The organism is Micromonospora sp. WMMA2032 (assembly GCF_002688545.1).
In the GTDB taxonomy this organism is placed as follows: domain Bacteria; phylum Actinomycetota; class Actinomycetes; order Mycobacteriales; family Micromonosporaceae; genus Micromonospora; species Micromonospora sediminicola.
Genome location: NZ_CP024052.1, coordinates 6,419,566 through 6,445,684, shown reverse-complemented (window position 1 = coordinate 6,445,684; position 26,119 = coordinate 6,419,566). Strand labels below are relative to the sequence as shown.

Annotated in this window: 20 protein-coding genes; 7 read left to right on the top strand and 13 right to left on the bottom strand. The window is 73.7% G+C overall.

The window, feature by feature from the left end; genetic code table 11:
* Positions 1 to 169: 169 nt before the first annotated feature.
* Together CO540_RS29905 and CO540_RS29900 are read right to left on the bottom strand one after the other, a co-directional pair.
* Positions 170 to 970 (bottom strand): SDR family oxidoreductase, encoded by an 801-nt coding sequence (locus tag CO540_RS29905; protein ID WP_099164486.1) that lies wholly within the window; start codon positions 968 to 970, stop codon positions 170 to 172.
* Position 971: 1 nt separating this feature from the next.
* Entirely contained in the window at positions 972 to 1,952 is a 981-nt protein-coding gene (locus CO540_RS29900) for an LLM class F420-dependent oxidoreductase (protein ID WP_099164485.1), read from the bottom strand.
* Between the two features lie 145 nt (positions 1,953 to 2,097).
* Between CO540_RS29900 and CO540_RS29895 the strand changes: the two genes are divergently transcribed.
* Together CO540_RS29895 and CO540_RS29890 are read left to right on the top strand one after the other, a co-directional pair.
* The gene (locus CO540_RS29895) at positions 2,098 to 3,309 is read left to right on the top strand and encodes a low temperature requirement protein A (protein WP_099164484.1); all 1,212 of its coding nucleotides are present in this window, start codon (positions 2,098 to 2,100) and stop codon (positions 3,307 to 3,309) included.
* A 63-nt stretch (positions 3,310 to 3,372) separates the two neighbouring features.
* A complete protein-coding gene (locus CO540_RS29890; RefSeq protein WP_099164483.1) occupies positions 3,373 to 4,212 on the top strand; it encodes a DUF1028 domain-containing protein in 840 nt (279 codons plus the stop codon).
* A 6-nt stretch (positions 4,213 to 4,218) separates the two neighbouring features.
* Here CO540_RS29890 and CO540_RS29885 read toward each other — a convergent pair whose 3' ends face one another.
* Positions 4,219 to 4,890, bottom strand: a complete 672-nt coding sequence (locus tag CO540_RS29885; RefSeq protein ID WP_099164482.1) for a maleylpyruvate isomerase N-terminal domain-containing protein — start codon at positions 4,888 to 4,890, stop codon at positions 4,219 to 4,221.
* 8 nt (positions 4,891 to 4,898) lie between these two features.
* A complete protein-coding gene (locus CO540_RS29880; protein WP_172967970.1) occupies positions 4,899 to 5,786 on the bottom strand; it encodes a phosphatase PAP2 family protein in 888 nt (295 codons plus the stop codon).
* A gap of 87 nt (positions 5,787 to 5,873) precedes the next feature.
* Between CO540_RS29880 and CO540_RS29875 the strand changes: the two genes are divergently transcribed.
* On the top strand, positions 5,874 to 6,569 hold the full coding sequence (locus CO540_RS29875; RefSeq protein WP_099164481.1) for a DUF3159 domain-containing protein: 696 nt from the start codon (positions 5,874 to 5,876) through the stop codon (positions 6,567 to 6,569).
* 288 nt (positions 6,570 to 6,857) lie between these two features.
* Here CO540_RS29875 and CO540_RS29870 read toward each other — a convergent pair whose 3' ends face one another.
* The gene (locus CO540_RS29870; RefSeq protein WP_172968096.1) at positions 6,858 to 9,755 is read right to left on the bottom strand and encodes a glycoside hydrolase family 48 protein; all 2,898 of its coding nucleotides are present in this window, start codon (positions 9,753 to 9,755) and stop codon (positions 6,858 to 6,860) included.
* 839 nt (positions 9,756 to 10,594) lie between these two features.
* Between CO540_RS29870 and CO540_RS29865 the strand changes: the two genes are divergently transcribed.
* On the top strand, positions 10,595 to 12,082 hold the full coding sequence (locus CO540_RS29865; protein WP_099164479.1) for a GH1 family beta-glucosidase: 1,488 nt from the start codon (positions 10,595 to 10,597) through the stop codon (positions 12,080 to 12,082).
* Positions 12,083 to 12,142: 60 nt separating this feature from the next.
* Here the strand turns inward: CO540_RS29865 and CO540_RS29860 are convergent, their stop codons facing one another.
* From CO540_RS29860 to CO540_RS29850, 3 genes are all read right to left on the bottom strand, one after another.
* Complete coding sequence (locus tag CO540_RS29860) at positions 12,143 to 12,556, bottom strand: roadblock/LC7 domain-containing protein (RefSeq protein ID WP_196806755.1); 414 nt, start codon at positions 12,554 to 12,556, stop codon at positions 12,143 to 12,145.
* 5 nt (positions 12,557 to 12,561) lie between these two features.
* On the bottom strand, positions 12,562 to 15,126 hold the full coding sequence (locus tag CO540_RS29855) for an ATP-binding protein (protein WP_253866290.1): 2,565 nt from the start codon (positions 15,124 to 15,126) through the stop codon (positions 12,562 to 12,564).
* A gap of 122 nt (positions 15,127 to 15,248) precedes the next feature.
* A complete protein-coding gene (locus CO540_RS29850) occupies positions 15,249 to 16,631 on the bottom strand; it encodes an FGGY family carbohydrate kinase (RefSeq protein WP_099164478.1) in 1,383 nt (460 codons plus the stop codon).
* Between the two features lie 258 nt (positions 16,632 to 16,889).
* Between CO540_RS29850 and CO540_RS29845 the strand changes: the two genes are divergently transcribed.
* Positions 16,890 to 18,809 (top strand): anthranilate synthase family protein, encoded by a 1,920-nt coding sequence (locus CO540_RS29845; protein WP_099164477.1) that lies wholly within the window; start codon positions 16,890 to 16,892, stop codon positions 18,807 to 18,809.
* Positions 18,810 to 18,881: 72 nt separating this feature from the next.
* Here the strand turns inward: CO540_RS29845 and wrbA are convergent, their stop codons facing one another.
* Complete coding sequence (gene wrbA, locus CO540_RS29840) at positions 18,882 to 19,499, bottom strand: NAD(P)H:quinone oxidoreductase (RefSeq protein WP_091573528.1); 618 nt, start codon at positions 19,497 to 19,499, stop codon at positions 18,882 to 18,884.
* An 84-nt stretch (positions 19,500 to 19,583) separates the two neighbouring features.
* Here wrbA and CO540_RS29835 point away from each other — a divergent pair, with 84 nt between their 5' ends.
* Both CO540_RS29835 and CO540_RS29830 read left to right on the top strand, forming a co-directional pair.
* Complete coding sequence (locus tag CO540_RS29835; RefSeq protein WP_099164476.1) at positions 19,584 to 20,075, top strand: GNAT family N-acetyltransferase; 492 nt, start codon at positions 19,584 to 19,586, stop codon at positions 20,073 to 20,075.
* 237 nt (positions 20,076 to 20,312) lie between these two features.
* Positions 20,313 to 21,416, top strand: coding sequence for a winged helix DNA-binding domain-containing protein (locus CO540_RS29830; RefSeq protein ID WP_099164475.1), 1,104 nt, complete (start codon positions 20,313 to 20,315; stop codon positions 21,414 to 21,416).
* 366 nt (positions 21,417 to 21,782) lie between these two features.
* On the opposite strand, the gene CO540_RS29825 is transcribed toward CO540_RS29830, so the two are convergent.
* Genes CO540_RS29825 through CO540_RS29810 form a run of 4 tightly spaced genes read right to left on the bottom strand, consistent with a single transcriptional unit; the run spans position 21,783 to position 26,114 of the window.
* Positions 21,783 to 22,991 carry an ABC transporter ATP-binding protein gene (locus CO540_RS29825; protein ID WP_099164474.1) on the bottom strand — a complete coding sequence of 403 codons (1,209 nt, stop codon included), beginning with the start codon at positions 22,989 to 22,991 and terminating at the stop codon, positions 21,783 to 21,785.
* A gap of 9 nt (positions 22,992 to 23,000) precedes the next feature.
* Complete coding sequence (locus tag CO540_RS29820; protein WP_099164473.1) at positions 23,001 to 23,837, bottom strand: carbohydrate ABC transporter permease; 837 nt, start codon at positions 23,835 to 23,837, stop codon at positions 23,001 to 23,003.
* 1 nt (position 23,838) lies between these two features.
* Positions 23,839 to 24,834, bottom strand: coding sequence for a carbohydrate ABC transporter permease (locus CO540_RS29815; protein WP_099164472.1), 996 nt, complete (start codon positions 24,832 to 24,834; stop codon positions 23,839 to 23,841).
* The gene (locus tag CO540_RS29810; protein WP_099164471.1) at positions 24,831 to 26,114 is read right to left on the bottom strand and encodes an ABC transporter substrate-binding protein; all 1,284 of its coding nucleotides are present in this window, start codon (positions 26,112 to 26,114) and stop codon (positions 24,831 to 24,833) included. The genes CO540_RS29815 and CO540_RS29810 overlap by 4 nt, the downstream gene beginning before the upstream one ends.
* Between the last annotated feature and the right edge of the window lie 5 nt (positions 26,115 to 26,119).

Here is a 26,119-nt window from a genome sequence, read left to right as displayed (position 1 = left end):
CGTCCGCGGCACAACGCGACCGCCTGGCGAACGCTTCCGCGCGACGACCGTCGGTGCACCGAGTCGTTCACGTCATCAAGTTCCTAGTCAGACGACGGAAAAGGTCCGGTCCGCCGGGCGGGGTCCCGCCAGGCGCGGGGGTATCCGGCGAGGCGACGAGGGCCCGCGGCTACGAGTCGGCGGCGCGCAGCTTGCGGACGAGCTTGCGCAGACCGGCCTGCCAGCCGTCCGGGTCCTCGGCGCGGCGGCGGGCGTAGTCGGCCACCTCCGGGTGGGGCAGGATCAGGAACCGCTCCTCGGCCAGCCCGGCGACGACGGTGTCGGCGACCTGGTCCGGCGTGAGGATCGCCCCGGACGCGGCGATCACCCGGGCGCCCAGGTGCCCCTCGGCGAGGCCGTCGGCGAGCATCGGCGTGTCCACGCCCTGCGGGCAGAGCGCGCTGACCCGGATGCCGGCGTCGCGGTAGGTGATGGCCAGCCACTCGGCGAAGCCGACCGCCGCGTGCTTGGTGGCGGTGTACGGGGCGTCCCCGACCGCGGTCAGCACCCCGGCGGCCGAACAGGTGAGCAGCAGGTGGCCCTGCCCCCGGCGCAGCATGCCGGGCAGCACGGCCCGCGCGCTGTGCAGGTGACCGAGCACGTTCACCCGCCAGGCCCGGTCCCAGTCGGCGTCCGGCGCGTCGATGCCGCCGCCGGTGGCCACGCCGGCATTCGCGCAGAACAGGTCGATCCGGCCGTGGCGGCGCTCGGTCTCGTCGACCAGCGCGCGTACCGCCGCCTCGTCGGTGACGTCGAGCCCGACCCCGGACGCCACCGGGCCGATCGCCTCGGCCGCCGCGCGGGCCGCGTCGGCGGCCAGGTCGGCCAGCACGACGGCGGCGGCGCCCTCGGCGGCGAACCGTCGGCCCAGCGCCGCGCCGATCCCGCCGGCCCCACCGGTGATCACGACCACCCGGTCGGTCAGGTTCATCTCAGGCCACCTCCGTCGCGTCGACGCCGAGCCGGGGCAGCAGACCGGCCCAGGCGTCCGCGCCACCCTCGGTCGTCTCCGGGGTGGGCAGCACCGCCAGCACCGGCACGTCGACGCCGTGCGCGGCGTACCGGCGGGCGCCGGCCACGCACTGCTCGGGCGAGCCGTGCAGCACGAGCGCGTCGACCACCTCGTCCGGGACCGCGGCGGCGGCGCCCCGGCGGTCCCCCGCCTCCCACGCCCGCCACATCGGGCCCAGCGTCTCCTGCCGACCGAGCCAGCGGTGGAAGGCGGCGTACGCGGGCACGGTGAGGTAGCCGGTGATCAGGCGGCGGCCCAGGGCGCGGGCGTACCCGGCGTCCTCGGTGGGGCAGACGAAGATCCGCGCGGCGACCTCGAAGCCGGGACGGCGATCGCCCAGCTCGGCGACGGCGGTCGGCACGTCCTCGGCGGCGAGCCAGTTGAGGATCACCCCGTCGGCCTCGGCGGCGGCGAGTCGCAGCATGCCGGGGCGCAGCGCGGCCAGCAGGACCGGCGGCGGCACGGCCGGCGGGCGCTCGAGGGTGAACCGCCGGACCGCGAACGTGTCGTACGCCCCGTCGACGGTCTCGCCCCGCAACGCGGCCCGCAGGAAGCGCAGCACGTCCCGGGTCCGCTTGAACGGCTCGTCGTACGCCACCGCGTTCCAGTCCCGCACCACCACCGGCGACGAGGCGCCGACACCGAGCGCGAACCGACCCGGCGCGGCCTCGGCCAGGGCGGCGGCGCTCATCGCGAGCAGCCCCGGGCCCCGGGTGAAGGCCGGGGTGATCGCGGTGCCGAGGCGGAGCCGGGGCGCCCAGGCGGCGGCGAGCGCGAGCGGGGTGAACGCGTCGGTCCCGGCCACCTCCGACGACCAGACGTCGGTGAACCCGGCGTGGTCGAGGGCCGCGTAGACGGCGGCGTGGTCGGCGAGCGGGATGCCGCCCAGCGGTACGGTCATGCCCCATCGGTTCGTCACCTGTCGATCGTGCCCGTCCACCACCGCCGGGAGCAAGATCCTCCACCGATACGACCGATCCGCACCATGGCGCCCGGAAAGAGTGTTACGACTGCCGGGTGAGCGGGATCGGGGACGGGAGACGACGGTGAAGGTCGCCGAGCCCGCCGCGCTGCGTGCGACCGACGGTGACGGGGGCCGGGCGACCTTCCTGGAACTCTTCTTCGACCTGGTCTACGTGTTCGCGCTGACCCGGATCTCCGCGCGCGCCTTCGAGGACCTGGCGCTGGAGGGCGGCCAGACGAACTGGTCCGCGGTGACCGGTGGCGGCAAGACGCTGCTGCTGCTGTTCGCGCTCTGGGCGGTCTGGCAGGGCACGGCGTGGACGACCAGCCGGTACGACCCGTACCACCTGTGGTTGCAGGTCATCGTGATCACCGCGCTGCTCTCGGCGATGGTGATGGGGGTGGCGATCCCCCGCGCGTTCAGCGAGAACGGCCTGCCGTTCGCCGTCGCGTACGTGGTGGCGCAGGTGACCCGGCCGGCGATCCTCATGCTCGTGCTGCGCAAGCTCCAGTACCGCCGGTTGAAGCTGCGCATGTTGATCACGTTCTGCGCCACGGGCGTGCTCTGGCTCGCCGGCGCGGTGCTGCCGGTCGACGCCCGGGTGGTGCTCTGGACGCTCGCGCTGCTGTTGGAGTACCTGGCCGCCCGGTTCGGCTGGCCGGTGCCCGGCCTGGGCCGGTCCACGATCTCCCGGTGGGACATCCACGGCGAGCACCTGTCCGAGCGCTACCAGCAGTTCTTCCTGGTCGCGCTCGGCGAGACGATCCTGCTGGCCGGTTGGACGTTCACCGGCGTGCCGACCGGGGCGACCGCCGTCGCCGCGTTCGCGTTCGCGCTGGCCACCTCGATCCTGCTGTGGCGGATCTACGTGCAGCGGGCCGGGCAGATCCTCGGCGAGGCCGTGACGAGATCCGCGCACCCGGCCACCATCGGCCGCTCCGCCGCCGACACCCACCTGGTCATGGTGGTCGGCGTGGTGGCCACCGCGATCGGTTACGAGTTGGTCATCGAACACCCGACCGGGCACAACGAGCTGCCCTGGCTGGCCATGATCCTGGGCGGCCCGGCGCTGTTCCTCGCCGGCCGGGCCCGGTTCGAGTACGAGGTGTTCGGCCGGGTCTCCCCGTCCCGGCTGGTGGCGATCGCTGCGTTGCTGCTGCCGGCACCGCTGCTGCTCCGCGTCGCACCGCTGGCCGCGTCGGCCCTCGCGGTCGTGGTGCTGGTGGCGGTCGCGGTGGCCGACGCCCGCCGTGCGTGGGGGCGCCCGCCGGAGGCCGCCGCGCCGCCGTTCTGACCGTCGCGCACGCGCTTCGGTCGGTGCGGGACGACGCCCCCACCCGCGGGCTACGATCCGCGCGTGACCTTCTCGCTCGTCGCCCGATCCGCCGACGGGCAGCTCTACGGCGTGGCCGTGGCCAGCCGGTTCCTCGCCGCCGGGGCGTTGGTGCCGGCCGCCGAGGCGCTGGTCGGGGCGGTGGCCACGCAGGCGCACGCCAACCTCGCCTACCGGGCGCAGGCGCTCGCCCTGCTGCGCACCGGCGTCCCCGCCGTGGACGTGGTGGCCGGTCTGGTGGCCGCCGACCCGGGACGCGACGACCGGCAGCTCGGCGTGGTCGGGGCGACCGGCGCCGGGGCCACCTGGACCGGGCCGCGCTGCCACCCGTGGGCCGGCGGGCAGGCCGGCGACGGCTGGGCGGCGCAGGGCAACATCCTGAGCGGCCCGCAGGTGATCGACGCGCTGCGCGACGCCTGGCTCACCGGCACCGATCTGCCGTTCCCGCAGCGGCTGTTCGCCGCGCTCACCGCCGGCGACCGGGCCGGCGGCGACCGACGCGGCAAGCAGAGCGCCGCCCTGTTCGTGGTGCAGCGGCACGGCGGCTACGCCGGCACCGGCGACGAACTGGTCGACCTGCGGGTGGACGACCACCCGGACCCGGTCGCCGAGCTGGGTCGCCTGCTCGGCATCCACACCATGATCTTCGGTCGCCCCGACCCGGCCACCCTGCGCGACCTGACCGGCCCGCTCGCCGTCGAGGTGGCGGACCTGCTCGCCGCCGCCGGTCACCCGGTCGGCCCGGCGGGCCTGGACGACGCGCTCGCCGCCTGGTCCGGCCTGGAGAACCTGGAGGAACGGTTCGTGCCCGGCCGGATCGACCCGATCGTGCTGGAGCACCTGCGGCGTGCCGCGGCGGCCTGAGCGGCGTCAGCCGCCGAACGCGAGCCGGCGGATGCCGGCCTCGGCCAGCGCCGTCCGCTCGGCGTCGGTCACCGGCAGCCGGCCGGTGGCCTTGCGCAGCACGGTGAGCGCGTCCCAGCCGAGCCGGGCCGGCACCGGCCGCCCGCCGGTGAGCACGTCGACGACCACGGCCGCCGCGGTCGGCGTGGTCCAGGGCGACCGGTCGAGCGCGTCGGCCAGGTCCAGGCCGTGCACCGCGACCTCCACCACCCGGGTACGCAGGAACTCGCCCACCGCCATCGCGTCACCGTGCCGGGTCCGCACCACCCGGCCGGCGGGCGCGTCGGCCACCGCCGTGTCGGTGGCCCGCCAGGCCCGGCCGAACTCCCGCGCCACCTCGGTCACGCCGGGCAGTTCCCGGGCGGCCCGCCGTGCCCCGTCGATCCGCTCCCGGTCGACGGGCGGGCTGAACTTGGCCGCGCCGAAGTAGCCGGCCGCGTCCACCTCGGCGCGAGGTGGCGCGGGTTCGGCGAGCATCCCGGCAAGCCGCCCCACCCCGGTGACCACGTGCGCGAGCAGGTCCCGCACCAGCCAGGGCGGGCACGGTGTGGGCCGGTCCAGCGCCGCCTCGTCGAGGCCGTGCACCACCCGCTCCAGCCGGGCGCACTCGTCCCGGAAGGCCGCCCGCGCCGGTTCCACCGGCGTGCTCAGCCCTTCCACCGGGGCACCAGCCGGTGCACCACGGCCAGCACCAGCGCGGCCACCACGGCGATCGTGCCGGCGATGCCGGCCGCGCTGCCCGCGTACCCGATGAAGAGCGGACGGCGGCCGAGGTCCTCGACGGCGACGGTGGAACGGTCGACCAGCCAGGACAGCGCCAGCGCGGAGCCCAGCAGGGCGACCGCGCCGGCGACGCCGAGCACGGCGGCGCCCAGCCGGTGCGCGTCGCCCCGCTCCACCACCGCCTGCTCCCGCTGGAAGAACAGCAGCACCAGACCGGCCGCCGCGGCCCACGCGCCCACCACCAGATAGGCGGCGATCGCGTCGCTGGGCCGGTGCCAGCCGGCCGAGAGCGTGGCGACCCCGGCGGCGGCGGCGTACCCGGCGCCGAGGAACGCGCCGGCCACCCGCACCTGCCTCGGCAGCACCAGGATCAGCGCGATCGCCACCGACGCCGCCACCGCGGTGTGTCCGCTGGGCAGGCTGTTGCCGGCGGCGGCCCGTTCCGGGTCGATGCCGAAGTCGGGGCGGACCAGGTAGTACTTGAGCAGCTGGGTACTCACGTTCGCCCCGGCGATGAGCAGTGTGGCGGTGACCGCCAGCGCCTTGCGGCCGCGGATCAACGCGATGAAGCCGATCACCGCGGTCGCGACCAGCAGCGACACCACCGACATGGCGTTGAGGAGCGTGTCCACCGGACCGTCGATGCGGTCCTGGCCGATCCGGTTGCCGGTCAACGCGACCGTGTCCAGCCACTGGCCCAGTTCGGTGTGCACGGCGAACCGCCACACCAGCACGAACATCGCTGTCTGGGTCAGGGCCAGTACGACCAACCAGACCGCCGTCCAACCCCTCGCCGTCTCCCGCACCCGCACAACTTAGCGGTCGGCCCGGTCCGGCGCGCGCGGGAGCGCCCCGGATCCCGGCGTAGGTTGAGGCGGGGCGATCGGAGGAGGTGGCAGGTGACCGGCGGACCGGAACGGGAACGGCCCGCCGAGCCGCGCCCGGAGTCGCTGGCCGACCTGCTCGGCGGGCGGCGGGGCGCGGTGGACGCGACGCTGCCCCCGCTCGCGTTCGGGCTCGGCTGGGTGCTCGGCGGGCTGTGGGGAGGCGTGTTCGCCGCGGTGCTGACCGGCGGCGCCGTGGCCGGTTGGCGGTGGCGGCGCGGCGACCGCCCGCGCTCGGTCCTGATCGGTCTGCTCGCGGTCTGCGTGGCCGCGCTGATCGCGGTGCGCACCGGCCGGGCCGCCGACTTCTTCCTGCTCCAGATCGCCTCCAACGCGGCCAGCGCGCTGGCCTGGGCGGTCAGCATCGTGGTGCGCTGGCCGCTGCTCGGCGTGGTGGTCGGCGTGGCGTTGCGCCAGCGGGCCCGGTGGCGCCGTGACCCGGCGTTGCTGCGGGCGTACGGCCGGGGCAGCTGGGTGTGGACGGCCACCTACGTGCTGCGGGTGGCGGTCTTCGTGCCGCTCTGGCTGGACGGGCGGGTGGTGGCGCTGACCGTGACGCGGGCGGCGCTGACCTGGCCGCTGATCGCGGCGGCGCTGGCGGCGAGCTGGGTGGTGGTCAGCCGGTCGCTGCCGCCCGGACACCCGGGGCCACGACACCCGGTGGTCGTGCCCGATCCGGACGGGGAGCCGGCGACGTCCCCGGAAAAGTAGTGGAGAGGCCGCCACGGGGGGAGCGGCCTCTCCGTGAAATACGGTACTCCGTCCGCGCCACGGATGTGATCCCGTGGAGCGCTGATTTTTCCGTGCCTTTTCGCGCCATGGGTGGTCCCCGGGCGGAGTGGTGGGCCGGTCCGTCCGCTGCGTCGTCCGGACGGCCGGCCCACCCGGCCTGACCGTGGGCGTCAGGCCGTCCGCCGACCCGGCCGCTCCGTTCCCCCATCGGCCGGGGCGGCCTCCCCCGTGGGCGGGGCGGACCCCGCCCACGGAGGAGGAGTCACCTCATCCCTGCGGGAAGTAGGTGCCGTAGTCGGCGTACGCCATCGCGACGTCCGCCTGGGCCCAGAACCGGTGGTAGTTGAAGACCGGCTCCGCGCCGCCGTTCAGGTACGCCTGCACCTTCGGCCAGTCCGGGTCGTTCTTGTAGAACGAACGGATGTCCAGGAAGCTCTTGCCGCTGGCGATCGCGTCGCCGTTGGGCATCTTCCCGGTCCAGCCGGAGGGCACGTAGAGGCCCTGACCGTCGGCGGCGTTGTAGACGTCGTCGAAGCGCTTGTAGTCGCCGCGCTTCTCCGGCATCGAGACGCCCTTGCTGTCGGCGGCCGCCGAGAGCGCGTCCAGCAGGCCCTTGGCGGTGGTCTTCGCCGCGGTGTTGCCGGACTTGGCCGCGTACGCGATGAGCGTGCGGGCGTAGGCGGCGGCGACGCCGACGTCCTGACCCTTGACCGTCACCTCGACGTGCAGGTTGGTGTTCGGCTGCGGGCTGGTCGGGTTCCAGTTGGCCGGCTGGCCGGTCCACTTCATGTCCGACGGGATCGACCAGTTGGCGCCGGTCGTGGTGTTGGCGATCGCCCACGGCACCCACTTGTCCAGCAGCGCCTTGGCCTTGGCGTTGCCGGTCTGCAGGTACAGCTCGGCGATGCGCTGCATCGACCACGCCTGCATGCCGAACCACTGGTTGGACGGCGGGTCGTTGTAGACCGGGTCGACGTCGTAGAACATGCCGTAGAAGGTGGCGGTGCCGGCCGGCGGCTGGGCGTAGCTGCCGTCCCAGCTGTTGGTGGCGCCACCGGCGATGCCGCCCTCGGCGGACTGCAGCCAGGTGTAGAACTCCAGCTGCCGGTCCAGGCTCTTCTGCCAGTCGGAGACCGCGGTCGGCGACTTCGGCTTCAGCTCGGCGACGTTGGTCATCGCCCACGCCGCGAACGGGTTCTGGTAGCCGAAGTGGTTGTGGCTGGAGCCGATCCGCCACGACCAGTTCTGCGAGGCGTCGTACGCGCCACCCCAGGCGTAGTACCAGGAGAGCAGGTAGTGCGCCGAGTCGCGGCCGCTGCCGGCCGGGCAGGTGGACGCCCCGACGCAGTTGCCGATCTTCTTGAAGTACTTGTCGAACAACGCGTAGCGCAGGTAGTCACCCATCTTCGCGGCCTTGGCCACGGTGGCCGCCACGTCGGCCTCCTTGCCCTGCGCCTTGGCCCAGGTGAGCGCCCAGTACGCGGCCTGCACGGCGCGCGCGTCGGCGTCCGGCGCGTTGGTGTACTTCCACTGCTTGGCCGGGGCGTTGGACTCCTTGACGAACAGGTCCAGGTAGCCGTTCGGGCCGCCGTGCTTGAACGTGTCGCAGGACGGCTGCGGCACGGTCTCCCACACCGATTCCTGGGTGCCCCGCTGGAACGTGTTGATGTACGCGGGCTTGGTGGTGCCGTCGCCGCAGCGGCCGAAGCCGTAGGTGTTGTCGACGTCGAGCAGCCAGTGCATGCCGTAGATGTCACCGGTGCCGTAGGTGGACTGCAGCTCCGAGCGCAGCGGGTCCTGGCCGACCGGGACGCTGGCCTCCAGCGCCGACGGGTACTGGCTGGGCAGGTTGTGCTCGGCCGCGTACTGCGGGGTGCCCGGCGCGCCCGCCGTCGGCTGGTCTGAATGATTCGGAATGATATATTTTTCCATCACCGTCCAGGCGTTGTTGAACGGGGCCCAGTTCTGGGTGACCCGGCCGTACTGCGCCTCCAGCCAGAGCCAGAAGCTGAACGCCTCGGACGTGGTCTCGTGCCCGTGGTCGGGCGCCTCGACGATCAGCGTCTCGATCGAGTGGTACGGCACGCCCTCGGGGCTGAAGTAGCCCGAGTTCTTGATCTTGCCGTACTGGTCGAGGAACTTCTTGATGTAGGCGTTGTCGCCGCCCGGGGTGTCGTTGTCGACCTCGGTGGCGACCACCGCGACCGGGGCGAAGCCGGTGGCCGACGCGGTCACCGTGGCGGTGCCGCCGGCGGTGTCGGCGTCCTCCGCGGCGGAGACGGTGGCGGTGACGCCGGTGCTCCAGTTGCTCGGGGTGAGCGTCAGCGTGGCCGGCGAGACGGTGATGTCGCTGTCCCCGGTGACGGCGAGGGTCACCGGGACGTTCGCGCTGGGCGCCGCGCTGAGGGTGTACCGCACCGTGGCGCTGCCGCCCTCCTCGACGCTCACCGCCGACGGGGTGGCGACCAGCTTCGGCCCGGTGGCCGCGCTGACCGTGAACGACTTCTCCGCGGTCGCGCTGCCGGCGGCGTTGTCGTACGCCTTGGCCTGCACGGTGTAGCTGCCGGCCGGCAGGTCGAGCAGGTCGTAGCCGTACGGTGCGGTGGTGTCGGTGTTGACCAGCAGGCCGTTGCGGTAGAACTCGACCTTGCTGATGGTCCCGTCGGGGTCGCTGGCGGTCGCGGTCAGCGGGACGTCCGCCGGCGCCTCGAACGGGCCGGCCGGCACGCCGAGGGAGACCGTCGGCGGCTGGTTGGTGGTGGCGCCGTTGCAGGCGACGCCGTTGAGCGTGAAGGCGGTGGGCTTCGGGTTGCTGCCGCTGTAGCTGCCGTTGAAGCCGATGCTGGTGGACGCGCCGGTGGGCAGGCTGCCGTTCCAGGACTCGTTGGTCGCGGTGACCTCGCTGCCGGACTGGCTCCACTTCGCCGACCAGCCCTGGGTGACCCGCTGGCTGCTGTTCGGGAAGGCGAACTTCAGCGACCAGTTGTTCAGGGCGTCACCCAGGTTCTTGATGGTGACGGTGGCGGTGAAGCCGGTGCTCCAGTCGCTGGTCGCGTAGGTCACGTCGCAGGCCGGTGCGGCCTGCGCGGAGCTCGCGGGCAGGGCCACCCCGCCGATGGCGAGGGCGGTGGCGGCGACCATCGCCGTACGGCGACGTCTGGCCAGAAGTCTCATGTGGGCGGTGTCTCCTCGGACCGGGCCGGGACCGGGGTCCCGGCGGGGCGCCTCCACGCGTCGACGGGCGTACGCGGGGGGACGGAGGCGTCCGGAAAGGGGTCGTCCCGGCCGTGCCGGGGATCGGGCGCCGCACCGGTTCTCACCGGGTGCCCTCGGCGGCCCGCGCTCGCGAGCTGGCTCCAACGTCGCGTGTGTCGAGAGTGTGACATGGAAGCGCTCCCACCACAACGGCCAGGGCAGATACCCACGTCCATGTTTCGATCTCGTTTAGGGGCTTTTCCAAAGCCGTGACGGGCGTTACAGTCGCAGCATCGCCGATGGGAGCGCTTCCATCGACGGAGATGTAAGTACTGGATCGTCGGGGACACCCGTGCCCGACGCGTCGGCCCTGTGGCCGACGGCGGACCAGCCCGGACACCGCCGCCGGCCATCACCCGCCAGACGGAGGGAGGTGGAACCAGAGCCACTCGCGTGGCCCGGCTCCCGCGCGACACGCACGACGGACGCCAATTCCACTTCGTGCGTGTGTGCATCACCGGTGGGGACGGGGGTTGCCCTCCCCCGTCCCCACACTAAACCCCCGTTGTCGACGGCAAAAGAGGCCGACGGGACAGGCGCGACACGCCACCCGGACGGCCTTTCTCGCTATCTGCCCCACCCTCGCCGCTCGCCCCCAGCCCCCGAGCGACACCCGCCCACCCCACTTCCGGCCGCCCGCCGGCCGCGCCGCCTCCCGCCGCGACCGCCGGATCGAGGCCGGCCGCCCCTGGCCTATGCTGGGAGCGCTCCCGGCCCCAGGGCGGCCCGTCACTTCGAGGAGAAGTCCCATGTCGTTACTCACCCGACGGCGCCTGCTCCGCCGCGCCGCCCTGTCCGCCACCGCCGCCGGCGCGGCCCGGACCGGGCTCGCCGGCGCCACCCTGGCCGGGACCGCCGCCGTCGCCGTCAGCGGCTGCGACAGCCCACCCGAACGCAACACCGACGCCGAACCGGACGGCGGGCTACGGTTCCCGGACGGCTTCGGCTGGGGCGCGGCGACCTCGGCGTACCAGATCGAGGGGGCGGCCAAGGAGGACGGACGGGGCGAGTCCGTCTGGGACACCTTCAGCCACACCCCGGGGCGCACCCGCAACGGTGACACCGGCGACGTCGCGGCCGACCACTACCACCGGTACGCCCAGGACCTCGACCTGATGCGCGAGCTGGGGCTGCGCAGCTACCGGTTCTCCATCTCCTGGCCCCGGATCCAGGCCGACGGGTCCGGCCGCCCCAACCAGCGCGGGCTGGACTTCTACCGCCGGCTGCTGGACGGGCTGCACGAGCGGGGCATCGCGCCGATGGCCACGCTGTTCCACTGGGACCTGCCGCAGGCGTTGCAGGACGACGGCGGCTGGGAGAACCGCGACACCGCCGAGCGCTTCGCCGACTACGCCGACGCCGTGTTCCGGGCGCTCGGCGACCGGGTGCCGGCGTGGCTGACGATCAACGAGCCGAAGACCGTGGTGCAGAACGGCTACATCTGGGGTCACCACGCGCCCGGCCACCGGGACGAGGCGGCGGCCTACCTGGTGGCGCACCACCTCCAGCTCGCCCACGGCCTCGCCGTGCAGGCGTTGCGCGCCTCCGGCGCGTCCGGACGGATCGGCCCGGCGCTCAACCTGCACCCCTGCTACCCGGCCGACGACAGCGCCGAGGCGGCCGCCGCGACCCGCCTCTACGACGGCTACGAGAACCGCCTCTACCTCGACTCCGTCTTCAAGGGCGCGTACCCGCAGGACGTGCTGGCCGACCTCGGGCCGGACAGCCGGATGGTCCGCGGCGTCCGGGACGGCGACCTGAAAATCATCTCCAGCCCGGTCGACCTGCTCGCGGTGCAGTACTACACCCCGATCTACGTCACCGGCGGCGGCGGGACCGTGCGGAAGTGGCCCACCTCGGAGGCCGAGTGGCAGCAGATCTACCCCGAGGGCATGTACGACATCCTGACCCGGGTCACCCGCGACTACGGGCGGGTGCCGATCACCATCACCGAGAACGGCCTGCCCTGCCCGGACACCCCCGGCCCGGACGGCACCGTCGACGACGCCGGCCGGGTCAGCTTCCTGCGCGACCACTTCGCCGCCGCCCACCGCGCGGTCCGCGACGGCGTGCCGCTGGAGAGCTACCACGTGTGGTCGCTGCTGGACAACTTCGAGTGGGCCGAGGGCTACGACCAGCGCTGGGGCCTGGTCTACGTGGACTACGCGAGCCAGCGGCGGGTGCTCAAGCGCAGCGCCCACTGGTACCGCGAGGTGATCCGCCGCAACGGCCTCTGACCGGGACGGCCCGGCCGGCACCCGCCGGCCGGGCACCCGCGCTCAACGCGTGGTAGCAGCTCAGCGCGGCAGCGCCTGCTGGAGCTCGGCGCGCAGCGCCGGGGTGAGCATCTCGCCGGCCTGCTTGGCCAGCCGGGCCATCTCGTAGCCGACCACGCCGATGTCGGCGTCCGCGCCGGCCAGCGTCGCCAGGATCGAGCCGTCCCGGATCTGCATGACGAGGAAGTAGCCCCGTCCCATCTCGACCACGGTCTGCTTGACGACGTCGCCGTCGAACATCTGCGCCGCGCCCGCGGTGATGCTCATCAGGCCGGAGGTCACGGCGGCGAGCTTGTCGGCGTGGTCGCGCGGCAGGTGCGCGGAGATCGCCACCAGCAGCCCGTCGGAGGACACCACCACGGCGTGCGCCACCCCGGGGACCCGCTCGGCGAACGCGTTCACCAGCCAGCTCAGGTCCCGTGCCTCCTGGCTCAACGTCGTCACTGTCGTCGTCCCCCTTCGTCGCGCGGCAGATACATCTCGGTGGTCTCCTCGGCCTCGGCCCGCCGCACCCCGCCGTAGAAGCGGGACAGCATACCGCCGACCGCCTCCGGGTCCGGCTCCTGCCGCACGGCCGGGCGGGCGGCCGAGGTGACCGAGGTGAGCTGGGCCATCGGCACGCGTACCGGCAGACCCCGCTCGTTGGTCCCCCCGGTCACCGGCGTCGGTGCCGGCGCCGGCGTCACACCGAGCACCGACGACGTCGGTCCCTGCCGGCTGAACCAGCCGCCGCCGGCCGCCGCCGCGGCCCCCGGGGTGAGCACGTCCTCCGCTCGGCCGGGCACCGGACGGGGTCGGGGCACCGCGGCGGGCGGGCCGGTGGGCGTCGGCGGGCCGGTCGGCGCGGCCTCCGCCACGTCACCGAGCGGCCGGCCGGTCAGCGGCGACACCGGCAGCGCCGCCGGCGGGCCCGGCTGCGGCACCGGGTGCCGCCCGGCCACCGGCAGCTCGGCGGTGGCCGCGCCCAACGCCCGGGACGCCGCGGCCACCTGGCTGGTCAGCATCCGCGCCGGCGCGGGCGGCTCCAGCCCGGGGGCGGGGGCCTCGGCCAGCAGGTGGGCCGGGATCCGGACCCGGGTGACCAGGCCCTCCCGGCCGGGGCGCAGCTGGACCCGCACGCCGTGCCGGGCGCCCAGGTGGCTCACCACGAACAGGCCCATCCGCTCCGAGGCGCCCACGTCGGCGGCCGGCGGCTCGGCCAGCACGGCGTTCGCCTCGGCCAGCGCGCCCGGGCTCATACCGAGCCCCAGGTCGACGATCTCCACCAGCGCGCCCGGGCCGTCCGCCTCGACCACCACCCGTACCACGGTCTCCGGGCGGGAGAACGCGGTGGCGTTCTCCAGCAGCTCGGCGAACAGGTGCACCAGGTCGCCCACGGCGTGCCCGACCACGTGCAGGTCGGTGCGGTTCTGGTGGCGGACCCGCTGATACTGCTCGATCTCCGCGCTCGCCGCGAGCAGCACCGCGCCCAGCCCCACCGGGCGGTTCCACCGTCGCGTGGACTCGGTGCCGGCGAGCACCAGCAGGCTCTCGTCGTTGCGGCGCATGCGGGCGGCGAGGTGGTCGAGCTTGAACAGGTTCTCCAGCTGCTCCGGGTCGCTCTCCTCGCGTTCCAGGTCGTCGAGCAGCTCCAGCTGCCGCTCGACCAGCACCTGGCTGCGCCGGGCCAGGTTGACGAACATGGCGTTGACGTTGCGGCGCATCATCGCCTGCTCGACCGCGACGTCGACGGCACTGCGGTGCACCGCCACGAACGCCTCCGCCAGCTCGCCGATCTCGTCCTGCGAGTCGACCACCGCCGGTGGCACGTCGATCGCGCCCACCGGCCGGTCCACCGTGCGCAGTCGCTCCAGCGTGAGCGGCAGCTCCACCTGCGCGATGCGCAGCGCCTGGCCGCGCAGCTGCCGCATCGCCCGGGCGACGGACCGGCCGACCAGCAGCGAGATCAGCACGGCGATCAGGAGCACCGAGACGATGCCGCCGGCGACCAGCAGCGTCTCGCGCAACTGCCGGGCGCTGGCGTCGTCGGCCCGGCGCACCGCGTCGTCGAGCAGCTCGCCCTCCAACTGGCGGAACAGCTCCTGCCGCTGCTCGCTGGCCGCCCACCACTGCGGCGCGGACAGCAGCGCGGGCTCCGCCGCGCCGGTGGGCAGGGTCCGCTCCTCCAGCCGGGTCGCCGTGACGAAGGCCGGGTCGACCGAGGTCCGGTCGTAGCGGCGGACCTGCTCGGCGGTCGCCGCGACCCGGAACGCGCCCAGCGCGGTGAGCTGCTGGGCCCGCAGGTCGCTCAGCGTCACCTGGTCGTCCTGCTCGTACCGCCCGGCGCGGGACGCCGCGTACAGCTCGCCGCGGATCCGGGAGGACAGCTCCTTGACCCGGGACAGCTGCACGTAGCGCAGCACGGACTCGGTCAACGCCTGCTGGTCGTCGCCGGGCGACGGCTCGGCCAGCAGGTTGAGCAGCGCCGCCACGGCCCGGTGGTAGTTGCTGAGCACGGTGTCGCTGGAGAGCACCGCGGGCGGCACCGCCGCCCGGATGTTCACCACCTGGTCGTACGCCTCCAGCGCCTCGGAGTAGGAGACCCGCCAGGCGGCGTCGGCGTCGGCCAGCGGCTCGGCCGCGACGCGCAGCTCGTCCACCGCCCGGTCGGTGGCCTCCTGCAGCGGCCGTAACGCGGCGACCGCGGCGTCCCGGTCGGCACCGGTGCCCGCGCGGCGCAACGCGGCCAGCTCGCCGGCTGAACGGTCCCGCTCCTGCTGGAGCCGGTCCACCGCGGCGGTGATCTGCCGGCCGATGCCGACCTGCTGGGCGAAGTCGCTCAGCGCCGTGGTCTGCCCGACCAGCCCCCGGGTCTGGATGCCGGCCAGGACGAGGAACGCCAGCGTGGGGATCACCAGGACGGTGGCGAGCTTGGTGCCCATCCGCCAGTCCCGCAGCCGGTACCCCGAGCGCCGCCGGTGCGGCGGTGGGGCCGCACCGCGGGCCGGGTCGGGAGCTGCGCCCACACTTGCCTCCTCGTTCCGACTCCACCACGGCGGGGAGCGGAGTCCATCCAACCAGGCCCGGAGGCGGTGTCAACGGCCGCCCGGGCGGCATGAGCAGGACGGTCAGCGCGGCGGGTGGGCGGTCACGTGTTCGGCGCGGCGCCCTCGTCCGTCCGGCCGATGCCGCCGATGTCGACCGCCTCGGCGACCCGACCGAGCGCCACCAGCGCGGCGCCGGTCGCCCCGATCTCCGGGTTGCGCTGCCACCGGACCGTACGCGGGGCGAGCACGTCGGCGAACGCCCCGCGCCACCAGGGTGAGGCGGTCAACGCCCCGCCGCCGAGCACCACCTCCATCGGCTCGCCCACGCCGGCCTCGAGCTGGGCCAGGTCGTCGGCGACGAGCCGGCACAGGCCGGCCATCAGCGCGGCGAGGATGTCGACGGCGGTGGTGCCGAAGCTCAGCCCGCGCAGCTCACCGGAACCGGCCGGCGCCGTCCCGGGTGGCCGGTCGCCGCCGAACCGGGGATTGGCCCGCACGACCAGGTCGGCGGCGGCCCGGTGCAGCGCGGCCTCCAGCTCCGCACCCGTGGGCAGCCGCAGCTCCCGGTCGGCCCAGGCGAACAGGTTCCCGCCGCTGGAGTACGCGGCGCCGGTGACGACGTGGTCGTGGTCGACCCGGTAGCGCCACAGCTCATCGGGCAGCGGCGGCAGCTCCGCACCGGCCGGCACCGCCTGGATCATGCGGACCGCGGCGGAGGTGCCGATGGTGACCGCCGCGCGCGACGGGTCGACGCAGCCGGACCCGACGTTGGAGGCGGCCCCGTCGCCGATCGGCGCGGACCAGCGCGCCTCGGTCAGCTGCGGCCAGCGCCTCGCGTAGCCGGGGCCCAGCCGGCCGTGCCAGCCCGGCGGGGCCAGCGGCGGGAGCTGGTCCGGACGGACGCCGGCCAGCGCGCACGCCTCCGCGTCCCAGTCCAGGTCCCGCAGGTCGAGCAGCCCGGTGCCGGAGGCCAGCGACATGGACATCGGCGCCGTGTCGAGCAGCTCGCCGAGGACGTACTCGGCCAGCCCGGCGAACCGCACCGTCCGGTCCCCGCACCGCTCCCGCAACCAGGGCAGCCGCACCGACCAGTAACAGCGGTGCCACCAGGTGCCGGTACGCCGGTGGTAGTCCTCCGGGTCGGCCGGACCACCGTCGCCGTCCGGCGGCGCGGCCCGGGTGTCCAGCCAGGTCAGCACCGGACCGGACGGTGTGCCGTCGGCGGCCAGCGGCAGCACCGAGTGCCACTGCGCGGACGTCGCCACCAGGCCGACCCGCCGCAGGTGCCCACCGGCGGCCAGCTCGTCCAGGCACTCGACCAGGCACGCCAGGTAGGTGGCCGCGTCCAGCGTCCCGGTGCCGTCGTCGCCGGTGGCCAGGTGCACCTTGCGACGGGCCAGCGCGCCCGGGCGCGGCACGGCGTCCGCGTCCAGCACCAGCCCGCGTACCGAGGAGGTGCCCAGGTCCAGAGCGAGAATGTCCATCGCCGGTCAACCTACCCGGCGGGACCGGCGGCGAAGCCAAGATCCGTACCCGCTCCCGCGCGATCGGGTTCCCCGACGCCGGCCGATCGCGTACAGTGATCGCCATGCCCGCGCACCCGAACTGCTGGTGGCCCGCCGACCCGGCGGCCCACCCCCGCGCGTAGCTTCCCCACGCGGCCGCCCCACGAGGCGGCCGCCGGTCTCCCCCGGCAACCCGGGCCGCCTCACCGGCGGCCACCGGCCCACCGAGGAGACCCGATGACCCGCCCGTCCGACCCGCTCGCCGCTGTCGCCGCCGGCCTCGACCCCGGCCCCTTCGCGCTCGTCCGCCGTGAGGGCGCCGACCACGTCGACCTGTTCGCCGGTCCGGTACGCACCGCCGACCAGCTCGCCGACCTGCCCGTGCCCGAGGGCGCGGCCGGCCCGCGCACGCTCGCCCTGGTGCCGTTCCGACAGATCACCGAGCGCGGCTTCGACTGCGTGGACGACGGCCTGCCGTTGGAATACCTGGCGGTCGAGCAGCACCGGCGGATACCGCTCGACGAGGTGCTGGACGCGTTGCCCGACGCGCCGGTGCGCACCCGCGACGCCGGCTTCGACATCGCCGACGACGAGTACGCGGCGATCGTCGAGCGGGTGCTGGCCGACGAGATCGGTCACGGCGAGGGGGCGAACTTCGTCATCCACCGCACCCTGCGGGCCACCGTGGAGGGCGACCCGCTGGCCACGGCCCTGGCCGCGCTGCGTCGGCTGCTGGTGCGCGAGCGCGGCGCCTACTGGACGTTCCTGGTGCACACCGGCACCCGGATCCTGGTCGGGGCCAGCCCGGAGCGGCACGTCAGCGTCGCCGACGGCCTGGTCGAGATGAACCCGATCAGCGGCACCTTCCGGCACCGGGGCGAGACCGTGGACCGGGACGCGCTGCTGCGTTTCCTGCACGACCCGAAGGAGGTGGAGGAGCTGTACATGGTGCTCGACGAGGAGCTGAAGATGATGGCCGTCGTCGCCGAGCACGGCGGGCAGGTGGTCGGGCCGTACCTGAAGGAGATGGCGCACCTGGCGCACACCGAGTACCTGCTGGCCGGGCGTTGTTCCCGGGACGTGCGGGAGGTGCTGCGGGAGACCATGTTCGCGCCCACGGTGACCGGCAGCCCGATGGAGAACGCCTGCCGGGTGATCGCCCGGCACGAGCGCACCGGCCGCCGCTACTACGCCGGCGTGCTCGCCCTGCTCGGCCGCGACGAGCAGGGCCGGCAGACGCTGGACGCGCCGATCCTCATCCGCACCGCCGAGTTCTCGCCCGAGGGCGCGCTGCGGGTGCCGGTCGGCGCCACGCTGGTCCGGCACTCCACCACCGCCGGCGAGGTGGCCGAGACGCACGCCAAGGCCGCCGGTGTGCTGGCCGCGCTGGGTCTCGGCCCGGAGGCGCCGCACCCGGGCGTCGAGCCGGCCGTCCGCCACGCCGACGACCCGGAGGTACGGGCCGCGCTGGCCGCCCGCAACACCCCACTGGCGCGGTTCTGGCTGGAGCAGCGGGAGCCGGGAGCGATCGCGCTGCGCGGGTTGGCCGGCCGCCGGGCGCTCATCGTCGACGGGGAGGACACGTTCACCGGGATGCTCGCCCACCAGCTCGGCGCGCTCGGCCTGTCGGTCAGCCGGCGCGACTGGCCGGATCCGGGCCCGCTCGACGGGTACGACCTGGTGGTGGTCGGTCCCGGCCCGGGCGACCCGCGCGACGTGACCGCGCCGAAGATGGCCGCGCTGCGGACGCTCCTGGCCGAGCTGCTGGCCTCGGGCCGGCCGACCCTGGCGGTGTGCCTGGGCCACCAGTTGCTGGCCGGGCTGCTCGGGCTGCCGCTGCACCGCCGGGACGCGCCCTACCAGGGGCTGCCGCAGGACGTGCCGGTGTTCGGGGTGACCCGACGGGTCGGGTTCTACGCCAGCTTCACCGCCCGCGCCGACGCCGACCGGGTGTCCGGCCCGTACGGCCCGGTCGAGCTGTCCCGCGACCCGGGCGACGGCGCGGTGCACGCGCTGCGCGGCGCCGGCTTCGCCGGGGTGCAGTTCCACCCGGAGTCGGTGCTCAGCCAGGACGGCACGGCGGTCCTGGCGGACCTGCTCGGGCATCTGCTGGACCGGCCGGCGCTGAGCGCGCATGGGGCGGCCGATCGGGGGTAGGGCGAAGGACGGCCGGTGGCGCGGACGGGTTCGAGAGCCCCCGTCCGGCCACCGGCCGCCCACCCGGGTCGGTCAGCCGGCCATGCCCTTCTTCAGCGCGGCGCCCATCAGCACGGCCCGCTTGGCGGTCAACGCGGTGGCGGCCAGGGCCACGTGGTCCGGGGCGACCTCGCCGTTGTTGCTGGTGTGCGAGGCGCCGTAGGGGTTGCCGGCGACGAACTGGCTGGGGTCGGTGTATCCGGGGGTCACCACGATGCCGCCCCAGTGGTAGAAGACCGTGTACAGCGACAGCAGCGTCGCCTCCTGGCCGCCGTGCGAGGTCGCGGTCGAGGTGAAGCCGGTGTACACCTTGTCCGCCAGCGCGCCCTGCGCCCAGAGCGGGCCGGTGGTGTCGATGAACTGCTTGAGCTGCGCGGCGATCATGCCGTACCGGGTCGGCGAGCCCATGATCACCACGTCGGCCCAGGACAGGTCGTCCGGCTGCGCCTCCATCACGTCCTGCGTCTCCAGCCGGTGCGCCTGCCAGCCCGAGTTGGAGCGGATCGCCTCGTCGGGCGCCAGCTCACGCACCTTGCGCAGGCGCACCTCGGCGCCGGCCTCCCCGGCCGCCTCGACCGCCGACTGCGCCATCTGGTAGGTGATGCCGGTCGCGCTGTAGTAGATCACCGCGACCTTGACCTGGCCATCCATCAGACGTTTCCTCCTCGATTCGGGTCAGCTCCGGCGACTACCCGTTACTTGTCGCGTCAAACTCCGGGCGGGCATGATCGGCGGGTGGAGATCCGCCCCGCGACCGCCGCCGACTGGCCGCTGATCTGGCCGTTCCTCCGGGAGATCGTGGCGGCGGGCGAGACGTACACCTGGCCGCGCGACGTGACCGAGGAGCAGGCCCGCGCGCTGTGGATGGCGGCGCCGCCCGGGCGGACCGTGGTCGCGGTGGACCCGGACGGCACGGTGCTCGGCTCGGCGAAGCTGGGGCCGAACCAGGCCGGCCCCGGGGACCACGTGGCCAACGCCGGCTTCATGGTCGCCCCGGCCGCCGCCGGACGGGGCGTCGGCCGGGCGCTCGCCGCGCACGTGCTGGCGGCCGCCCGCGCGGACGGCTACCGGGCCATGCAGTTCAACGCCGTGGTGGCCAGCAACACCCGGGCCGTACGGCTGTGGCGGTCGCTGGGCTTCGCGGTGGTCGGCCGGGTGCCGGAGGGCTTCCGCCACCCGGACCAGGGGTACGTCGACCTGCTCGTGATGTACCGACGGCTGGACTGAGCGCGGCTCAAGATTTGCGCAAGTTCCGCGGGCAACCGGCCTTCCGCCCGCGCGCGCCGGGGATCCTGGTCGCACCGGCGCCGGCCGACCGCCGCCCCCGCGCCGGGAACCTGAACGGGGGATCGCGCTCCGTCGGCAGCGTGGCCGGCGCAGCGCGATCAGGGGCGGTCCGGTCCGCCCGGTGCTGTCGGACGCCGGGCCTATGCTGACCGTCCACCCGTCGACGGGAGGCCGCCCGTGCCCTTACGTCTCAGCCGCGCCGAGGCCCTCGCCCTGCGGATGACCAGCCTGCTGCTGCGCCCGCACCCCACCGCCCGACCGGAGGGCGTGGCCGACGTGGTCGAGTGGTTCGGCGCCATGCAGGCACAGGACGCCGCCAGCGGGCTGTGGTCGCTCGGCGTACGCCTGCCCGGCCGCACCCAGGACGACGTGCGGGCGGCGCTGGAGCGGCGCGAGGCGCTGCGCACCTGGCCGATGCGGGGCACGGTGCACCTGGTGCCGGCGCGCGACGCGCACTGGATGCTGGCGGTCACCGGCGTGCGGGCGCTGGCCACCGTCGCCGGCCGCTGGCGTCAGCTCGGGCTCACCGTCGCCGACGGCGACCAGGCCGGCGACGTGCTCGGCGAGGCGCTGTCCGGCGGCGGTCGGCTCAGCCGCACCGACTGCCTGGCCGCGCTGCGCGACGCCGGGCTGGACACCTCCGGCCAGCGCGGCTACCACCTGCTCTGGTACGCCAGCCAGCGCGGCATCACCTGCATCGCCCCGCACGTCGGCGCCGAGCAGACGTTCGTGCTGCTCGACGAGTGGGTGCCCGACCCGCACCGCCCGGAGCGGGACGAGGCGCTGGCGATGCTGGCCCACCGCTACGTGCGCGGCCACGGTCCGGTGACCCGGCACGAGCTGGCCCGCTGGAGCGGGCTCACCGTCACCGACGCCACCCGGGCCGTCGCGCTGGCCGGTGACCGGATCGCGCCGGTCGAGGTCGACGGCGAGGCGGCGGTGGTCGACGCCGCGCTGCTCGACGCGCCCCGCGCGCCGGTCGACGACGTGCACACGCTGCCCGGTTTCGACGAGTACCTGCTCGGCTTCAAGGACCGTTCGCTGATGCTCGACCCGGCGCACGCCGACGCCGTGGTGCCCGGCAACAACGGGATGTTCCAGTCCACGGTCGTGCGCGACGGCCGGGTGGTCGGCACCTGGAAGCGCACGCTGGGCAAGAGCGCGGTGACCGTGACGGTGCGGCAGCTCGTGCCGTTCGACGTCGCGTTGCGCGCCCGGGTCGACGCGGCCCTGGCCGGCTACGCCCGCTTCCTCGGGCTGGAGCTGCGCCACTCCTGGTGAGCGGCAGCCGAACGTCCCGCCGCCCACCCCGGATCACGCCGATCTCGGGCCCCTTCGCCCGCGCTCGGGCCGCCGATCTTGGAGTTGTGGTTCCCGGTTCACACCCTTCCGACCCGGTTTGCAAGGTGCCACAACTCCATGATCGGCGGAATTGCCGCAGGGCGGTGCGCCATCGACACCAGACCTGGGAACGCGGCGCTCGCTCTTGAGGCGGACAGCCCCGCCCCGATCCCGGGTTGCGACGATCTTGGGGTTGTGGTTCCTGTTTCGCGGTGATTCGACAGGATTGCGAGAAGGAGGAGGGCCGGGGACGGGCAGCGCAAGGGCCGGCGACGGAAAGCCACCGGCCCTTGCGCGTGAGCGTGCTCAGTCGGCCAGCGCGCCGGCCGCCCGGCCCTCGTGCAGGGTCAGGTTGCGGCCGCTGCCCGGGTCGAACAGGTGGATCTTCTCCAGGTTGAACCACACCCGGCGGGTCTCGCCCTCGCGCACCGGCGACTCCGCCGACAGGCGGGTCACCAGGCTCGACCCGGCCCCGGCGAAGTCGGAGGCGCCCGCGTCGGCGGCCAGCTCCTCCAGCTCGGCGGCGCTGGCCCGCTCCCCCTCGACGGTGAAGTAGACGTACTTGTCCGACCCCATCGACTCGACGATGTCGACCGGCGCCTCGAACTCCAGGCCCCGGGCCCGGGTCTCGTCGTCGATCAGCGCGGCGTCCTCGAAGTGCTCCGGCCGGACGCCGAGGATCAGCTCGCGGGGCGCGTCGCCGGCCTCCAGCTCGCGGCGGATCCGCTCGCCGATCGGCACGTCACCCAGCGCGGTGCGCAGCCGCCCCTCCTCCACCGCGGCGTGCAGGAAGTTCATCGACGGGGAGCCGATGAACCCGGCGACGAAGAGGTTGCGCGGGTTGTCGTACAGCTCCTGCGGCGGGCCGACCTGCTGCACCGCGCCACCGCGCATGATGACCACCCGGTCGCCCAGGGTCATCGCCTCGGTCTGGTCGTGGGTCACGTAGACCGTGGTGGTGCCGAGCTGCTTCTGCAGCCGGGACACCACGGTCCGCATCTGCACCCGCAGCTTGGCGTCCAGGTTGGACAGCGGCTCGTCCATCAGGAACGCCTTGGGCTGGCGCACGATCGCCCGACCCATCGCGACCCGCTGCCGCTGGCCGCCGGAAAGGTTGGCCGGCTTGCGGTCCAGCAGCGCGGTCAGCTCCAGCACCTTGGCGGCCTCGTCGACCTTCTGGTTGATGGTCTCCTTGTCCATCTTCGCCAGCCGCAGCGGGAACGCCATGTTCTCCCGCACGGTCATGTTCGGGTAGAGCGCGTACGACTGGAAGACCATGGCGATGTCCCGGTCCCGGGGCGCCTTGTCGTTGACCCGCTGCCCCGCGATGCGCAGCTCACCGGAGCTGATGTCCTCCAGCCCGGCGATCATGTTGAGGGTGGTCGACTTTCCGCAGCCCGAGGGGCCGACCAGGATGACGAACTCGCCGTCGGCGATCTCCAGGTCGACGTCCCGCACCGCGGTGGTCCCGTCCGGGAACCGCTTGCTCACCTTGTCCAGCACGATGTCAGCCACTGTTACCACCTATCCCTTGACTGCGCCGGAGGTCAGACCGGAGACGATGCGGCGCTGGAAGAAGAGCACGAACAGGATGATCGGCACGGTGATCACCACGGCGGCGGCGCAGATCGCCCCGGTGGGGTCCTCGAACTGCGACTCGCCGGTGAAGAACTGCAGGGCCACCGGGACCGTGCGGGACCGCTCGGTCGAGGTGAGCGTGATCGCGAACAGGAAGTCGTTCCAGCAGAAGATGAAGACCAGGATGGCCGTGGTGAACACGCCCGGCGCGGCCAGCGGGGCGATCACCCGCCGGAACGCCTGCCCCTGGGTGGCGCCGTCCATCTTGGCCGCCTTCTCCAGGTCCCACGGGATCTGCTTGAAGAACGCCGACAGCGTGTAGATCGCCAGCGGCAGCGCGAACGTGATGTACGGCAGGATCAGGCCGGGCCAGGTGTCGAAGAGGCCGAGCTGACGCTCGATCTCGAACAGCGGCGACACCAGTGACACCTGCGGGAACATCGCGATCAGCAGGGACACCCCGACCAGCAGCTTCTTGCCCGGGAAGTCCAGCCGGGAGATCGCGTACGCGGCCATCGTGCCGAGCACCACCGCGATCAGGGTGGCGATCAGCGCGATGCCGATCGAGTTGACCAGGGCCCGGACGAACTGGTCGGTGTCGAAGATCGTCCGGTAGTTGTCGAGGGTCCACTCCCGCGGCCAGAACTTGCCGTCGGTGAGCGTGGCCGGGGTCTTGAACGACAGCGAGGCGATCCAGAGCACCGGCACCAGCGCGAAGACGACGACCACGAGGTCGAGCACGCCCCAACGCAGCTTCGCCCGTGTGGTGGTTTCCACGGCCATGTCAGCGCCTCTCCCCATCGTCGCTGCCGGGGGCAGCGGTGCCGAACAGCTTCACGAAGACGAAGGCGATGATCGCCACGGTGATGAAGATCAGCACCGACATCGTGGAGCCGATCCCGAGGTTGAGGCCCCGGATCAGGTTGTTGTAGGCGAGCATCGACACCGACGAGGTCTCGTTGCCGCCGTTGGTGAGCACGAAGATGTTGTCGAAGACCCGGAACGCGTCGAGCGTGCGGAACAGCAGCGCGACCAGGATCGCCGGCTTCATCACCGGCAGCATCACCTTGGTGAACCGCTGCCACGCCGTCGCGCCGTCGGTGGAGGCCGCCTTGAGCAGGTCCTCCGGCACCAGCGCCAGCCCGGCCATCAGCAGCAGCGCCATGAACGGGGTGGTCTTCCAGATCTCCGCCAGCATGATGATCGCCAGCGAGCTGGCCCGCTCGGTCAGCGGCGCGCTGCCGTCGAACAGGTTCGCCAGGTAGCCGGTGCCGGGCGTCCAGGCGTACCGCCAGGAGAACGCCGCGACCACCGTGACGATGCCGTACGGGATCAGCGCCGCGGTGCGCACGATGCCGCGCCCGACCAGCGTCCGGTGCATGATCAGCGCCAGGCCCATGCCGAGCGCCAGCTCGATCGCGACGGTGACCACGGTGATCAGGGCGGTCACTCCGAACGCGGTCCACCAGAAGTCGTTGCTCAGCACGGTGACGTAGTTCTCCAGCCCGACGAACTGCCGCTCGTCCGGGAACCGCAGGTCGAAGCGTTGCAGGGAGAGCCAGACCGAGTAGAGGATCGGGTACGCGGTGACCGCCACCATGACCAGGGCGGCCGGCGCGCACAGCAGCCAGCCGAGCCGCCGCTCGGCGCGCTTGTTCTCGCTCAACGGGGCGCGGGAGCCGCGTCGGGCCCGCTGAGCCGGCACGGCGGCGTGCCGGCCGGTCGACTCCTCCGCCTCGACGGCGGCCTCGGCGCCGGCCGGGCTCGCGTTCACGCTCATGGCAGAACCCCCTTCGACTCCAGCGCGTCGGCGATCGCCCCGCGCAGTCGGTCGGCGGTCTGCTCGGGCTGGATCGCCGACGGCGGCGACAGGATCGCCGACATCACCGTGGAGATGCTCTGGTACGCGGGCGTCAGCGGTCGCACCGCCGGCTCCTTCAGCTCCTCCAGGATGGTTTCCTTCATCGGGTACGCCTCGTCCATCTCCGGGTCGTCGTAGACCGCCTCGATGGTCGGGGGGACGCCGTCGTTGACCGCGGAGAACTTCTGGTGCTCGGCGTTGCGCAGGCACCGGGCCACCTCGAACGACTCGGTCGGGTGCTTCGAGTAGGTGCTGACCGCCAGGTTGATCCCGCCGATGGTCACCTTGCTCGGGGAGCCCGCCTCGATCCCCGGCACCCGCGCCCACTTCACGTTCTTCGCCAGCTCCGGGGCGGCCTCCTGCAGGGCCGGATACACGTACGGCCAGTTCACCTGGAACGCGCCGCCGCCGGACTGGAACTCCAGCCGCACCGGGTCCTCGACGGCGTTGCTGAACGACGCCGAGGTCACGCCGGAGGTGGCGAACGTCTTGAGCTGCTCCAGCGCGCGCACGGTCCCGGCGTCCATCACCGCCTTCTTGCCGTCGTCGCTGAGGATCTTCCCGCCGGCGCTCTCGGCCAGCGTGTTGTAGAGGACGACCAGCCCTTCGTACTGGGCGCCCATGGTGAGCACCTGGTACGGCTTGCCCTGCTGCTTGAGCTGCTGGGCCGCGGAGATCATCTCGTCCCAGGTCTTCGGCGGTTGCGACACCAGGTCGGACCGGTACCAGAGCAGCTGCACGTTGGTGTTCTTCGGCGCGGCGTAGAGCCTGTCCTCGTACCGGGCGGTGTCCAGCGGGCCCTCGAGCGTGCCCTGCTCCACCTCGGCCTTGTCCTGGCCGGTCCACTCCCGGATCCACTCGGCGCTGGCGAACTCCTGGGTCCAGGTGACGTCCAGGCCGAGCACGTCCATGCCGGTGTCCTGCGCCGCCAGCCGGCGCACCATCTGCACCCGCTGCTCGTCGGCCTCCCGCGGCAGCACCCGGTAGGAGATCCGGTACCGCCCCTGCGCCTGCGCGTTGCAGTCGTCGACCACCTTCTGCAGGTTCTGCTCGGGCGGGTAGTACAGGTTGATCGTGGGCGTGCCGCCGTCGCCGCCGGACCCGCAGGCGGCCAGCGGGGCCACCAACGCCAGCGCGGCGGCGGCGGCCGCCGCGCGTCTCACCGGCCGCCGTGCGGCCGTGTCGGGGACTGTCGTCATCACCC

Excerpts from the sequence above, each read along its gene's own strand:
- CO540_RS29850 (WP_099164478.1), bottom strand. The coding sequence starts at position 16,631 with ATGGACATTCTCGCTCTGGACCTGGGCACCTCCTCGGTACGCGGGCTG.
- CO540_RS29820 (WP_099164473.1), bottom strand. The coding sequence starts at position 23,837 with ATGGCCGTGGAAACCACCACACGGGCGAAGCTGCGTTGGGGCGTGCTC.
- CO540_RS29815 (WP_099164472.1), bottom strand. The coding sequence starts at position 24,834 with ATGAGCGTGAACGCGAGCCCGGCCGGCGCCGAGGCCGCCGTCGAGGCG.
- CO540_RS29845 (WP_099164477.1), top strand. The coding sequence starts at position 16,890 with ATGACCCGCCCGTCCGACCCGCTCGCCGCTGTCGCCGCCGGCCTCGAC.
- CO540_RS29810 (WP_099164471.1), bottom strand. The coding sequence starts at position 26,114 with ATGACGACAGTCCCCGACACGGCCGCACGGCGGCCGGTGAGACGCGCG.
- wrbA (WP_091573528.1), bottom strand. The coding sequence starts at position 19,499 with ATGGATGGCCAGGTCAAGGTCGCGGTGATCTACTACAGCGCGACCGGC.
- CO540_RS29905 (WP_099164486.1), bottom strand. The coding sequence starts at position 970 with ATGAACCTGACCGACCGGGTGGTCGTGATCACCGGTGGGGCCGGCGGG.
- CO540_RS29900 (WP_099164485.1), bottom strand. The coding sequence starts at position 1,952 with ATGACCGTACCGCTGGGCGGCATCCCGCTCGCCGACCACGCCGCCGTC.
- CO540_RS29865 (WP_099164479.1), top strand. The coding sequence starts at position 10,595 with ATGTCGTTACTCACCCGACGGCGCCTGCTCCGCCGCGCCGCCCTGTCC.